A 13,265-nucleotide genomic window follows, 5' to 3' on the forward strand; every position below is an offset into this window, starting at 1 on the left:
CCCTGGCCATGCCGTCAGCGGCCGCGACACGCGACCATTGTCGGTAACGTCGCCCCGGGCGCGGATCGGCCTTGCCGGGCAAAAAAAAGAGAGCGCGCCGTCGCCGGCGCGCTCCCCGTATCCAACCGTGGGAGGTTGTGGATTACAGCGAGAAGTCGAGGCGGACCTTGCCCTTGCCGCCGCCCGGAGCGAACTCCCACTGCTTCACGGCGCGCACGGCCGACTGCTCGAACACGCGGGCCGGCTTGGCGTTGACCACCGAGACGCTGGAAACCTTGCCGCCTTCGTCCACGACGAATTCGACTTCGACGAAACCCTGGGTGCCGGCACGTGCGGCTTCCACCGGGTACTGCGGCTCGACGCGCTTGGTCGGCTTCAGGTCGGCGGAGGCCGGGGCGGCGAAGGACAGGACCAGCACGGCAAGGCCGGCGGCATGGATGAACGAACGGCGCATGGGAACTCCTTGGGGATGATGTCGGGCGACATCGGGTACATCGGCCATGCGCGGGGTTTCTTTAGGGCGTCGACACCACGGTGCGTGGCGAAACCGCACGGCGGGCCGCCCTCCCCCCGGGGAGGGGCGTTCCGCGATCCCCGGACACTCATGACCGTCCTTTGCAGCCCATGGGGAAACACCCCGCGCAAGCGGCCCGCCTCTAAAGTTTCGACCTGCCGCGCCGATGCCAGAGGTGTCGACCCGAATCGGGTCTGTTCCGCACCGAGAGGCTCCATGTCCACCCGCTCAACCTCCACTCTGCTGGACCGTTTCCTGACACCGGCCACGCAGTTGATGTCGCAGCTGCGCTTCAACCAGAAGGCCATGGTGATCGGCGCCGCTTTCATGCTCACCTGCGGCGTACTGGCCGGCATCATCCTCGTGCGTTCCAACGCCGAGATCGACGCGGCCCGCGCGCAGCAGTCGGCAGTCGCCGGCCTGGGCCATCTGCACCGTGCGATGCTGGGCATCCAGCAGCATGAGCAGCTGGTGGTGCGCAAGCTCGCCAAGGACGAAGTGTCCGACCAGGCGCTGACACAGTCGGTCGATCTGGTGAACCGCGAGCTCGACGGCCTGGCCGCCTGGCAGCGCGCGCAGCTGGCCGACTCCGCCCTGCCGGCCGCACTGCAGGAAGCCCGCACCGCATGGGCCAAGGCCAACGCCGACCACACCGATTCGGCCGCCGCCGCCACCGACCACGCCGCCGCCGTGCGCAAGCTGGGCGATGTGCACGGGCTGATCGCCGACGAGACCGGTCTGGCGCAGGCGCAGAACGCCGCCGTGCTGTACATGGGCCGCGCCGCGACCGTGTGGGTGCCCACGCTGGCCGAGTACACCGCGCAGCAGAGCGCCACCGCACTGCGCGTGCTGGGCGACGGCGCGATCTGGGTCGACGACCGCACCGGTCTGGCCGTGTCGCGCAACATGCAGGACTACGTGCGCACGCGCTCGGAAGTGGAGATCAAGGACGCCGAAGAGGAAATGGCGAGCCTGTCCGACAGCATGGGCGCGCCGTTCCGCAAGGCACTGGAAGCCGTCGCCAAGCAGAACGGCGACATCCAGAAGCACATCCTCGACGCCGAGACGCCGGTGCTTCCGGTGAAGATCATGGCCGCCCGCGTGGACGCCACGCGCCTGTCGCTGGCTGCCGCGCTCTCCGCCGCCAACACCTCGCTCAACGCCGCCGCCAACGCCGAGATCGCCCGCCTGAAGCAGCGCACCGCGCTGACGATGGGCATCTGCGTGCTGATCCTGGCGATCGCCGCGTACTTGTTCCTGGGCTTCAGCCAGAGCACCCGCGCCGCGCTGAAGGAAGTGCAGGACGCGTCGGACCGGTTGGCCCGCGGTGAGTTCCCGGATGCGGTCCGCGTGAACAGCCGCGACGAAGTGCGCGACATCGCGCGCGGCCTGGAACGCGCCATCCATACGCTGCGCAGCTTCGCCGGCGCACAGCGCGACATCTTCGAGGCGCACCAGGCCGGCGAGATCGACCGTCGCCTGCGCAGCGAGGACTTCCCGGGTGCCTACGGCCAGATGGCCGGCGAAGTGAACACGCTGGTGGATTCGCACATCCAGGTGAACACGCGCGCCATCGAGATCGTCGCGGCTTATGCACGTGGTGACCTGTCGATGGACATGGACCGCCTGCCGGGCCAGAAGGCGCGCATCACCGATGCCGTCGACTCGGTCAAGCACGGCATGCAGTCCATCAACGCCGAGATCAAGACGCTGGTCGATGCCGCCGTCGCCGGCGACTTCAGCCGCCGCGGCGACGCCTCGCGCTTCGAGTTCGTCTATCACGACGTCGTGCAGTCGCTGAACCAGCTGATGCACACCGCCGAGGAAGGCCTGCGCGAAGTCGGCACGCTGCTGTCGGCGGTCGCCGACGGCGACCTCAACCGCCGCGTCGAAGTCGAACTGCCGGGTGAGTTCGGCCGCCTCGCGCACGATGCCAACCGCACCGTCGAACAGCTGGCGCAGATCGTCGGCCAGATCCGCCAGGGTTCGGATGCCATCAGCAGCGCCGCGGCGGAAATCGCCGCCGGCAACAACGACCTGTCGCAGCGTACCGAGCAGCAGGCCGCATCGCTGGAAGAAACCGCCTCGTCGATGGAAGAGCTGACCAGCACGGTCCGCCAGAACGCCGACAACGCACGCCAGGCCAACCAGCTGGCGCAGAGCGCGGCGGAAGTCGCCGGCCAGGGCGGCACGGTGGTCGGCGAAGTCGTGCATACGATGAATGCGATCAACCAGTCGTCGAAGAAGATCGCCGACATCATCGGCGTGATCGACGGCATCGCGTTCCAGACCAACATCCTGGCGCTGAACGCCGCGGTGGAAGCCGCGCGTGCCGGCGAACAGGGCCGCGGCTTCGCGGTGGTCGCCGCCGAGGTGCGCTCGCTGGCGCAGCGTTCGGCCAACGCCGCCAAGGAGATCAAGCAGCTGATCACCGACTCGGTGGGCAAGGTGGAAGAAGGCAGCGCGCTGGTCGACCAGGCCGGTCGCACGATGGCCGACATCGTCACCAGCGTGCGCAAGGTGACCGACATCATCGCCGACATCTCCGCCGCGTCGCAGGAACAGAGTTCGGGCATCGAGCAGGTCAACAACGCCATCACGCAGATGGACGAAGGCACGCAGCAGAACGCGGCACTGGTGGAACAGGCATCCGCCGCGGCACGCAGCCTGGAACAGCAGTCCGAGCAGCTGGTGCACACGGTTGCTGTGTTCCGCCTGGCGCACGTCGCGCAGGCCGCGCGTGCGGCGGCGACGGTGGTCGAGATGCCCGCCGGCAAGCCGGTCCGTGGTCGCGCGACCGCAGCGGCCGCCAAGCCCGCCGCCCGCAAGGTGCGTGCGCCGGTCGCGGCGAACAGCGCCGAGCCGGATTGGCAGGAGTTCTGAGTCGCGACGCAGTGCTTCAAAGCCCCTCTCCCACCGGGAGAGGGGTTGGGGTGAGGGGCGGCGGAGCAGCAAGCTCCAACGCGCAGTGCGATAGGGCACTGGTGTTCGACGCCTGATGTTCCGTTCTCCCTCATCCGCCCTCCGGGCACCTTCTCCCGCGGGGAGAAGGGATACCCCCTCTTGCCGGAACGAGCCTCTCCCATGCGTCCCCAGCGCAGCCAAGACGACCGCGAGTTCACCTTCGACGAACGCGACTTCCGCCGCGTCTGCCGGATGATCCGCGAGCATGCCGGCATCCACCTGCATCCCCACAAGCGCGACATGGTCTACAGCCGGTTGGCGCGGCGCGTGCGGGCACTGGGCATGGACGACTTCGGCGCGTACCTGGATTACGTCGAGGCCGAACCCGACGCCGAAGTGCAGAGCTTCGTCAACGCGCTCACCACCAACCTCACCTCGTTCTTCCGCGAATCGCACCACTTCGACGCGCTTCTCGCGCACCTGCGCGGCCGACCGAGCGCGACGATCTGGTGCAACGCCGCGTCCACGGGTGAAGAGCCGTACACACTGGCCATCACCGCGTGCGAGGCCTACGGCACGATGACGCCGCCGGTGCGCATCCTGGCGACCGACATCGACACCAACGTGCTGCAGACCGCCGCGCGCGGCGTGTATCCGGTGGAACGCATCAACACGCTGTCGCTGCAGCGTCGGCGGCAGTTCTTCCAGCGCGGCAATGGCGACAACGACGGACTGTGCCGCGTGAAGCCCGAGCTGCGGGCGCTGATCGAGTTCCGCCCGCTCAACCTGCTGGCCGACAGCTACGGCCTGCGTGGCGGCTTCGACGCGGTGTTCTGCCGCAACGTGATGATCTATTTCGACAAGGCCACGCAGTACCAGGTGCTGCAGCGCGTCGCGCCGCTGATCGCCAGCGACGGCCTTCTCTTCGCCGGACACTCGGAAAGCTTCGGTCACGCCCATGACCTGATCACTCCCTGCGGCCGAACCATTTATCGCCCCGCCGCCGGACTTCGCCGATGACCGCCCTTTCTCCCGCCGCCCGCGTCCCGGTCGAACCCGGCAGCTACTACGACCCGGTCCTGCAGACCGAGGCGATCAAGCTGCTGCCGGCCGACTACCGCGTCACCGACAAGCCGGTCGCGCTGGTCACGCTGCTGGGTTCGTGCGTGGCCGCATGCCTGTACGACCCCATGCTGGCGGTGGGCGGCATGAACCACTTCATGCTGCCCGGTGGCGACGCGGACTCGGTGTCCTCGCGTTATGGCGCGCACGCGATGGAACTGCTGATCAACGACCTGCTCAAGCGCGGTGCGCGACGCGCACGGCTGCAGGCCAAGGTGTTCGGCGGCGGCAACGTGCTCAGCGGGTTCTACAGCGACCCGATCGGAACGCGCAACGCCGGCTTCGTGCTGGAGTACCTGACCGCCGAGCGCATCCCCGTGATCGCGCAGGACCTGGGCGACATCCACCCGCGCAAGGTCTGCTTCTTCGCGCAGACCGGGCGAACGCTGGTCAAGCGCCTGCCGTCGGCGCGCAACGACGTGATCGTCGACGCCGAGCGCGCCTACTACGGCCGCCTGGCACGCGAGCCGGCCAGCGGCAGCGTGGAACTGTTCTGATGAACGCACGGCGCAATTGCACCAAGGTGCCCATCAAGGTGCTCGTGGTCGACGACTCGGCACTGGTCCGGCAGTTGATGACGCAGCTGCTGGAGGAAGATCCCGGGATCGAGGTGGTCGGCGCCGCCGCCGATCCGTACATCGCACGCGAGAAGATCAAGCAACTCAATCCCGACGTGCTGACGCTGGACGTCGAGATGCCACGCATGGACGGGCTGACCTTCCTGCGCAACCTGATGCGCCTGCGCCCGATGCCGGTGGTGATGGTCTCCACGCTCACCGAGCGCGGTGCGCAGGTCACGCTGGACGCGCTGTCGCTGGGTGCGGTGGACTTCATCGCCAAGCCCAAGCTGGACGTCGCGCGCGGCCTGACCGAGTACGCCGGGTTGCTGATCGAGAAGGTCAAGCAGGCCGCGAAGGCGCGCGTGGTCGCGCCCGCGCCGGAACGCAACGGCGAGGTGGCCGCGCACGCGCCGGCCGTGGCCTACCGCACCACGCACCGTCTGCTGGCCATCGGCGCGTCCACCGGCGGCACCGAAGCCATCCGCGAAGTGCTGACACAGATGCCGGCCGATGCACCGGCGACGGTCATCGCGCAACACATCCCGGGCGCGTTCAGCGCGCCATTCGCCGAACGCCTCAACCGGCACAGCCGCATGACCGTGCTGCACGTGGAGCGCGACCAGGAACTGCTGCCGGGCCACGCCTACGTGGCCCCTGGCGGCCGCCACCTGCGCGTGTTCCGCAGCGGCGCACGCTGGCACTGCCGCCTGGGCGACGACGATCCCGTGCGCCGCCATCGCCCCAGCGTGGACGCGCTGTTCGAATCGGTGGCCGAGCACGTCGGCGGCAACGCCAGCGCGGCGCTGCTGACCGGCATGGGCGACGACGGTGCGCGCGGCCTGCTCGCGTTGCGCAAGGCCGGCGCCGCCACCCTGGTCCAGGACGAAGCGAGCAGCGTCGTCTGGGGCATGCCGGGCGCGGCAGTCGCTCTGGGCGCTGCGCAGGAAACCGTGCCGCTGGCACATGTCGCACAACGCCTGCTGGCGGGCACCGCACACGACTGAAGCATTCCCATTCACGCCGCAGGAACTCCGGACGCGTCACGCGTACGGATCCGCGCGTCGCGAAAAACGCGAGCGACATCACACGCGTTCACGACAACCCGTTTTTTTCCTGCATTTCCGCACTAAAGCAGCCGCCGCGACGGCCGTTATCAAGGTTGCCCCATTCGGTGAGATCGATGATGGATTCCCGTGTACTGATTCGCCTTGCAGCGCCCGTGGCGCTGACTACCCTCCTGATCGCCGCCGAAGCGGCAGGCTGGCCCGATGCCGTGCGATGGGGCGCACTGGTGGCCATGACGCTGGCGTGGCTGGGCTTCGCCTGGACCATGCAGCGCCCCAGCCACAACGACGCGGCGATGCTGCGCGAGCAGACCCGCCTGCTGGACGACCTGCGCACCTTCGTCAATTCCGAAGTGCAGGGATCGCGCGGCGAGATCGACCGCACCCGTACCCTCATCCGCGAGTCGGTCGCCAAGCTCGGCGTGAGCTTCGAAGCGGTCAACCGCAAGTCGCGCGAACAGAGCGAAGTGGTGACGCGCCTGATCGACCGCACCGATGGCGACCACGGTGGCGTCGACGTCTCGCGCTTCGCGCTGCAGGCCAGCCAACAGATGGAGCAGCTGGTCGAGGCGCTGGAAGCCGTCAGCGGCCAGAGCACCAACACGGTGACCCACATCGACGCGATGGCCGAGCACCTGGACGGCATCTTCGCGCTGCTGGAAGACGTGAAGTCCATCGCCGACCAGACCAACCTGCTGGCGCTCAACGCAGCGATCGAAGCGGCGCGTGCCGGCGAGGCGGGCCGCGGCTTCGCGGTCGTCGCCGACGAAGTGCGCAACCTGTCCGAGCGCTCGACCGCATTCAACGAGCAGATCCGCAAGCTTGCGCACAGCTCCAAGGATTCCATCGCCCGCGTCCGCGACACGGTCAGCACGATGGCGTCGCGCGACATGGACCGCTCCCGCGGTGCGCGCGTCGAAGCCGCCGCGATGCTGGAGCGCGTGGACGGCATCAACCGCGGCCTGGGCAATGGCATGCGCGAGATCGCCGACTGCGGCCGCGCGATCGACGGCTCCGTCGCCGAAGCGGTGCGTTCGCTGCAGTTCGAGGACATCGCCACCCAGGCCCTGGGCGCGGCGAACACGCACCTGGAACGCCTGAGCGCCATCAACCGCGAGGCCACCACCCTGCACCAGCTGCTGCACCGCGCCGATCGCGCCGACGCCGAGGTCCGCCAGGCCCTGAGCCAGCTCGGCCACCGCATCGCGCAGATGCGCAGCGAGTGGGAGCGCCCGCCGCACAAGGCAGTGATGCAGCAGTCGATGGATGCTGGTAGCGTCGAGCTCTTCTGAACCACACCGCGACGGGATGAACACGATCCCTCCATCGCCTCCGATGGGGCCTTCCGGGCCCCTGCCGGACCCCGCCCACGGGCGCGCAGGCTTGCGCGCCCGTTTGCGTGGGCGCAGCGGTTTCCTGCTGTGCGTTGCGATGGCCGCGCTGGCCATGGCCTGGATGGTACTGGTGGCACCGGGCCTGGCGCTGGAACTGCGCCGCTGGTTCGGCGATGCCGCGCACTGGATCGCCAATGCGCTGTCGCTGCCCATCGTCGCGGTGATGCTGTTCCTGATGCTGCGCCGCACCTGCTCGGATGCGCGCGAGGAGGAGCTCGCCATGCACCTGCAGCGCCAACAGCAGGACCTGCACGCGCTGGCCGGTCATCTCATCGAGGTGCAGGAGAAGGAGCGCCGTACCCTCTCGCGCGAACTGCACGACGACATCGGCCAGGCCATCTCGGCCATCAAGATGTCCGCCACTTCACTGGACGGCGAGGACGATGCGGGACGGCGGGAGATCGTGGAGGAGATCGTCGGCATCTCCGACCAGACCATCGCCAAGCTGCGCGACATCTCCATCCTGCTGCGTCCGCCGCAACTGGATGCGCTGGGCCTGGTCGCGGCCCTGCGCTGGCAGTGCGAACGCCTGTTCCGCGGCGGTCAGCCCGCGCTGGAACTGGACCTCGCACCGCTGCCGGAACGCCCCGATCCTGCGGTCGAGCTGGCGACATTCCGAATCGCGCAGGAAGCGCTCACCAATGTGCTGCGCCATTCGGGCGCCAGCCACGTCACCGTGATGCTGGCGCCGCGCGGCGACCAACTGCTGCTCACGGTCATCGACGACGGCCGGGGCTTCGATCCGGCGAGGTCCAGCGGCCTGGGGCTGATCACCATGCGCGAGCGCGCGCAGCAGATCGGCGGCACGTTCGACATCGAAACCGTGCCCGGTGCGGGCACGTGCGTGCGCGCGTGTTTGCCGTTGCGGGCACCGACCGCCCCCTAGCGCGCCAATCGCACATGCTTGCGGCGGGTCACACGATCCGCCGAGCGTGATGCACGCAGTGTTGGGTCCCCGCCGTTGCGGGGATGACATCTTCTCGCGGGGGCCCGTATTCCTTCCGCTTCAGCGCTTCGCGCGCCATGCCGACAACAACACCGCGGCCGCGGAAGCCACGTTGAGACTTTCCACCGCACCGGTGCCGGGAATGGACAGGCGCAGGTCACAGGCCTGGGCGAGTTCGCGGTCCATGCCCTCGCCTTCGGCGCCGAGCACATAGATCGTCCGCTGCGGCACGGCGGCCGTGAACAGGTCGCTGCCGCCCTTCACCACGGTCGCGGCGAGCGTGAATCCGGCGCTGCGCAGCTGCGCGATGGCGTTGTCGCTGCGCCCCAGGCGCACCAGCGGCACGGCCTCGGCACCGCCTTCGGCCACGCGCGCGGCCGCACCGGACAGCGCCAGCGTGGAATGCTTGGGCAACAGGATCGCCGACACGCCGAAATGCGCGGCCGAGCGCAGGATCGCGCCGAAGTTGTGCGGGTTGCCCACGCCGTCCAGCCAGATCGCGCATTGCGGCCCGGCCGGAAGATCGCGCAGCCAGGTGGATACCGACTCGGGCTCTTCGCGCAACACATCGGCCACGACGCCCTCGTGGTGGCTGCTGGCGGCCAGCTTGTGGAGGTCCAGTTCGTCGACCACGCGATAGCCGACGCGATTGGCCACGCACCATTTCAGCAGCGGCTGCAGCGCGGGAATGCGCGCCTCGGCCAGGTAGAGCTTGCGGATCGCCTGCGGGCGGCGATGGAACACGGCGTTGACGGCATTCAGGCCATACAGCCGCAGTTCCGCGCTGCGGCGCTCGCGCAACGCGTGCGCGGCCTCGTCGTGCTCGTCTTCGGCGTGCACATGCTGGACGCTCGCGGTGCGCTCGGCGAATCGTTCCTTGCGGCCGCGAACCTCGGCGCGACCCCAGGGCTGCGCATCGCCGGGCGGACGCGGGCCGCGCGGCGGACGGTTGGGCGGGTCATGACGCATCGGACAGGCTCCTTCTCACTTTGGCGAACAGACGCAGATCGCGCGGTTCGCCGGACTTCACGACGGCGCAGCGGAGCACGCCTTCTTCTTGAAAACCGTTCTTCAGCAGCACGCGGGCGGAGGCTTCGTTGAAATCCAGCACCGTCGCCTGCAGGCGGAACAGCGCGCGCTCGGCCATCAGCCACGGCACGTACCGCGCCACGACGCGCGTCATCAGGCCACGGCCCCATAGCGCCTGGCCCAGCCAGTAGCCCATTTCCGCCGAGTGCACGCGCTCGTCCTCGCCCGGACGCGCACCGATGCCGCCGCACGCCTCGCCATCCACCTCGATGGCGAATACCGGATCGCGCAGGTCGACGATCTCGCCCGCCAGGAAGCGTTCGCCGGACTCGCGTGTGTACGGATGCGGGAAGCGATCGCTCAGGCCACGCACGACGCGCGCATCGTTGGCGTGGCGCACGAGCGAATCCAGATCGTCCGGACGCCACGACCGCAGCACGAAGCCGTCGCCGCCAAGGCGGACGTCGGTGGATTCGCGGGCGGGAAGATGAACGGCCATGCGCACAAGGGTACCCGTGCAGAGCATGTGAAGTCCGAATGCGGCGTTCAGGTGGCCCCGCCGCGGAGCGCCCGCCCCTTCCCGGAGCGGGCGCGATGTGGGTTTACGCGTGTCCGCCCACCGACGGCGTTTCCGCCTCCAGCTTTTCCAGCTCCTGCGTGACCGCTTCGGGCGAACGCGTGTACTTGGCCAGCAGCACGTAGAACGCCGGCACGACGAACAGCGAGAGCAGCGTGGAGAACGACACGCCGAAGATCACCACGATGCCGATGGTCGCGCGGCTGGCCGAACCCGGGCCGCCGGCCAGCACCAGCGGGATCGCACCCACCACGGTGGCGATGGAGGTCATCAGGATCGGGCGCAGGCGAACCGTCGATGCCTCGACGATGGCCTGGTGGATGCTGCGGCCTTCATCGCGCAGCTGGTTGGCGAACTCCACGATCAGGATGCCGTTCTTCGCGGCCAGGCCCACCAGCATCACGATGCCGATCTGACTGAACAGATTGAGCGTACCGCCGGTGAGGGCCAGGCCGATCAGCGCGCCGAGCACGCCCAGCGGCACCGTCAGCATGATCACGAACGGGTGGATGAAGCTTTCGAACTGCGCGGCGAGCACCAGGTACACCACCAGCAGCGCCAGCGTGAAGGTCATCAGCACCGCACCGCCGGCCTTCATGTATTCGCGCGACTCGCCCTTCCAGTCGATCTGCGCGTGCTCCGGCAGCTCCGTGCGCACCGCCTCGTCCAGCCACTTGATCGCATCGCCCAGGCGGTAACCCGGCGCGATGCCGGCGCTGATGGTGATGGCGCGCAGGCGGTTGAAGCGGTTGAGGCTGCCGGGTTCGGCGAGTTCGCGCAGTGTCACCAGATTGGACAACGGCACCAGCGCCCCGTCGCGCGCGCGCACCTGGATCGCGGCCAGGTCGGCCGGCGAAGCGCGCAGTTCACGGTCGGACTGCACGATGACGTCGTATTCCTCGCCGTTCTGCACGAACGTCGTGACGCGGCGGCTGCCCATCATGGTTTCCAGCGCGTGGCCGATGTCGGTCACCGGCACGCCCAGGTCGGCGGCGCGCTGGCGGTCGATCTCCACGCGCATCTGCGGCCGCGTTTCCTTGTAGTCCGAATCGACCGAGAAGAAGCCCGGGTTCTGCTCCATCTTCGCGATGAGCTTGTCGCGCCACTGCGCCAGCTCCGCGTATTCCGGGCCGCCCAGCACGATGTTGATCGGCTGGCCGCGCGTGCGCACCAGGCCGCCACTGACCTGCGGCATCGCGCGCACGCCGGGCAGGCTGCCCAGTTCGGCACGCAGGTCGTCGGCCACCTGCGCGGTGCTCACGTCGCGATCCTTCCAGTCCTGCAGGAACACGGCGATGCGGCCGGTGTGCATTTCCTCGCTTGCGCCGAAACCGCCCGGCACGCGCGGGTTGTAGCGCTGGATCACCTGGCCCTTGCCGGTATGCGAGGCAACGATCTTCTCGACCTGCTGCACCTGGTTGACGGTGTAGTCAAAACCGGCGCCTTCCGGGCCCTGGATGGTGATCTGGAACGAGCCGCGGTCTTCCGGCGGCGCCAGCTCCGACGGCACCACCTTGAACAGCACGAAGCTCAGCGCGATGGCGGCGAGCATCAGCGCACCGAACCACCACGGGTGTTCGACGCTGGTATCGAGGAAGCGCTTGTAGCGCTTGCCCAGCGCGTCCAGGCGTGCGTTCACCCAGCGGTTGACGACGTTGGACTTCTCCTCGCTGTGCGGGCGCACCAGCTTGGAGGACATCATCGGCGTCAGCGTCAGCGCGACGAAGGCGGAGATCGCCACCGCACCGGCAAGCGCAACGGACAACTCGCGGAACAGACGGCCGGTGTTGCCTTCCATGAAGCCCACCGGCAGGAACACGGCCACCAGCACCGCGGTGGTCGCGATCACCGCGAAGGCGACCTGCTTGGTGCCGCGCTTGGCCGCGACCAGGCGCGGCTCGCCCAGGTCGGTACGGCGCTGGATGTTCTCCAGCACGACGATGGCGTCGTCCACCACCAGGCCGATGCACAGCACCAGCGCCAGCAGCGTGAGCAGGTTGATCGAGAAGCCGAACAGGTACAGCGGGATGAAGGCGGCGATAAGGCACACCGGCACCGTCACGGCAGGGATCAGCGCGGCGCGGAAGCTGCCCAGGAACAGCCAGATCACGATCAGCACCAGCACGATCGCTTCGATCAGCGTGTGGTACACGCGCTCCACCGCCGATTCGATGAACACGGTGGTGTCGAAGGCGACGAAGATCTTGGTGCCTTCCGGCAGCGTCTTCTGCACCTTCTCGGCTTCTTCACGAACGGCGCGCGCCACGTCCAGGCTGTTGGCGGTGGACGTCTTGACGATGCCCAGGCCGATGTTGGGCTCACCGTTACTGCGGTAGTAGGCACGGCGTTCGGCCGAAGCCAGCTCGATCCTCGACACGTCACCCAGGCGCACGACGTAACCGTCGGGCCCCTTGCCCAGCGGGATCTGCGCGAAATCCTCCGGCTTCTGGTAGCTGCGTGCCACGCGCAGGGTGAAATCGCGCGCGTTGGATTCGATGCGGCCGGCCGGAAGTTCGACGTTCTCGCGGCTCAGCGCCGCCTCGACTTCGTTGACGGTGATGCCGCGCGCGGCCAGCGCATCGCGGTCCAGCCAGATGCGCATCGCGTAGCGCTGCTGGCCGCCGATGCGCACCTGCGCCACGCCGTCCACCGACGACAGGCGGTCGACGACATAGCGTTCGGCGTAGTCGGACAGCTGCAGCGTGTCCATGCGCGTGGAACTCATGTTGAGCCACACGATCGGGTCCGCGTCGGCTTCAACCTTTTCCACCTGCGGCGGGTCGGCTTCTTCCGGCAGACGGTTGGTGACGCGGCTGACCGCATCGCGCACGTCGTTGGCCGCGGCCTCGATCTCGCGCGACAGGGTGAACTCGATGCTGATCGACGCGCGTCCGTTGACGCTGCGCGATTCGATGGTCTCGATACCCTCGATGCCCGCCAGCGCGTCTTCCAGGATCTGGGTGATGCGCGTCTCCACCACGGCCGCGGAAGCGCCCGGGTAGTTCACGTCGACCGACACGATCGGCGGGTCGATCGCTGGCAGTTCGCGCAGCGTGAGGCGCGAGAACGCCATCACGCCCAGCACGATGATGAGCAGGCTCATCACCGTGGCGAACACGGGGCGGCGGATGGAGAGATCGGAAAGGTTCATCGCA

The 13,265-nt window shown here is 68.4% G+C and carries 10 protein-coding genes; 6 read left to right on the top strand and 4 right to left on the bottom strand.

The window, feature by feature from the left end; all coding sequences use genetic code 11:
- Positions 1–142: 142 nt before the first annotated feature.
- On the bottom strand, positions 143–454 hold the full coding sequence (locus QLQ15_RS00770; protein WP_283210963.1) for an energy transducer TonB: 312 nt from the start codon (positions 452–454) through the stop codon (positions 143–145).
- Between the two features lie 276 nt (positions 455–730).
- Here QLQ15_RS00770 and QLQ15_RS00775 point away from each other — a divergent pair, with 276 nt between their 5' ends.
- The 6 genes from QLQ15_RS00775 to QLQ15_RS00800 all read left to right on the top strand — a co-directional run bounded on the left by QLQ15_RS00775 (position 731) and on the right by QLQ15_RS00800 (position 8,444).
- A complete protein-coding gene (locus tag QLQ15_RS00775; protein ID WP_283210964.1) occupies positions 731–3,397 on the top strand; it encodes a methyl-accepting chemotaxis protein in 2,667 nt (888 codons plus the stop codon).
- Positions 3,398–3,598: 201 nt separating this feature from the next.
- Positions 3,599–4,438, top strand: coding sequence for a CheR family methyltransferase (locus QLQ15_RS00780; RefSeq protein ID WP_283210965.1), 840 nt, complete (start codon positions 3,599–3,601; stop codon positions 4,436–4,438).
- Entirely contained in the window at positions 4,435–5,037 is a 603-nt protein-coding gene (cheD, locus tag QLQ15_RS00785) for a chemoreceptor glutamine deamidase CheD (RefSeq protein WP_283210966.1), read from the top strand. The genes QLQ15_RS00780 and cheD overlap by 4 nt, the downstream gene beginning before the upstream one ends.
- Positions 5,037–6,104: a protein-glutamate methylesterase/protein-glutamine glutaminase gene (locus tag QLQ15_RS00790; RefSeq protein ID WP_283210967.1), complete on the top strand. Its 1,068-nt coding sequence runs from the start codon at positions 5,037–5,039 to the stop codon at positions 6,102–6,104. Before cheD ends, QLQ15_RS00790 begins: the two co-directional genes overlap by 1 nt.
- Before the next feature lie 179 nt (positions 6,105–6,283).
- Positions 6,284–7,456: a methyl-accepting chemotaxis protein gene (locus tag QLQ15_RS00795; RefSeq protein ID WP_283213896.1), complete on the top strand. Its 1,173-nt coding sequence runs from the start codon at positions 6,284–6,286 to the stop codon at positions 7,454–7,456.
- A 91-nt stretch (positions 7,457–7,547) separates the two neighbouring features.
- Positions 7,548–8,444, top strand: coding sequence for a sensor histidine kinase (locus tag QLQ15_RS00800; RefSeq protein ID WP_283210968.1), 897 nt, complete (start codon positions 7,548–7,550; stop codon positions 8,442–8,444).
- Positions 8,445–8,564: 120 nt separating this feature from the next.
- Here the strand turns inward: QLQ15_RS00800 and QLQ15_RS00805 are convergent, their stop codons facing one another.
- The 3 genes from QLQ15_RS00805 to QLQ15_RS00815 form a co-directional block, all read right to left on the bottom strand.
- Positions 8,565–9,473 (bottom strand): TrmH family RNA methyltransferase, encoded by a 909-nt coding sequence (locus QLQ15_RS00805; RefSeq protein ID WP_283210969.1) that lies wholly within the window; start codon positions 9,471–9,473, stop codon positions 8,565–8,567.
- A complete protein-coding gene (locus QLQ15_RS00810; protein ID WP_283210970.1) occupies positions 9,463–10,032 on the bottom strand; it encodes a GNAT family N-acetyltransferase in 570 nt (189 codons plus the stop codon). Before QLQ15_RS00810 ends, QLQ15_RS00805 begins: the two co-directional genes overlap by 11 nt.
- Positions 10,033–10,135: 103 nt before the next feature.
- Positions 10,136–13,261 carry an efflux RND transporter permease subunit gene (locus QLQ15_RS00815; protein ID WP_283210971.1) on the bottom strand — a complete coding sequence of 1,042 codons (3,126 nt, stop codon included), beginning with the start codon at positions 13,259–13,261 and terminating at the stop codon, positions 10,136–10,138.
- Between the last annotated feature and the right edge of the window lie 4 nt (positions 13,262–13,265).

The sequence above is a fragment of the Lysobacter stagni genome (assembly GCF_030053425.1).
GTDB classification, from domain to species: Bacteria; Pseudomonadota; Gammaproteobacteria; order Xanthomonadales; family Xanthomonadaceae; genus Lysobacter_J; species Lysobacter_J stagni.

What these genes read in the sequence shown, in the direction of transcription:
- QLQ15_RS00795 (WP_283213896.1), top strand. Translation starts at nt 6,284, where the DNA reads ATGGATTCCCGTGTACTGATTCGCCTTGCAGCGCCCGTGGCGCTGACT.
- QLQ15_RS00815 (WP_283210971.1), bottom strand. Translation starts at nt 13,261, where the DNA reads ATGAACCTTTCCGATCTCTCCATCCGCCGCCCCGTGTTCGCCACGGTG.
- QLQ15_RS00805 (WP_283210969.1), bottom strand. Translation starts at nt 9,473, where the DNA reads ATGCGTCATGACCCGCCCAACCGTCCGCCGCGCGGCCCGCGTCCGCCC.
- QLQ15_RS00775 (WP_283210964.1), top strand. Translation starts at nt 731, where the DNA reads ATGTCCACCCGCTCAACCTCCACTCTGCTGGACCGTTTCCTGACACCG.
- QLQ15_RS00770 (WP_283210963.1), bottom strand. Translation starts at nt 454, where the DNA reads ATGCGCCGTTCGTTCATCCATGCCGCCGGCCTTGCCGTGCTGGTCCTG.
- QLQ15_RS00790 (WP_283210967.1), top strand. Translation starts at nt 5,037, where the DNA reads ATGAACGCACGGCGCAATTGCACCAAGGTGCCCATCAAGGTGCTCGTG.
- QLQ15_RS00780 (WP_283210965.1), top strand. Translation starts at nt 3,599, where the DNA reads ATGCGTCCCCAGCGCAGCCAAGACGACCGCGAGTTCACCTTCGACGAA.
- QLQ15_RS00810 (WP_283210970.1), bottom strand. Translation starts at nt 10,032, where the DNA reads ATGGCCGTTCATCTTCCCGCCCGCGAATCCACCGACGTCCGCCTTGGC.
- cheD (WP_283210966.1), top strand. Translation starts at nt 4,435, where the DNA reads ATGACCGCCCTTTCTCCCGCCGCCCGCGTCCCGGTCGAACCCGGCAGC.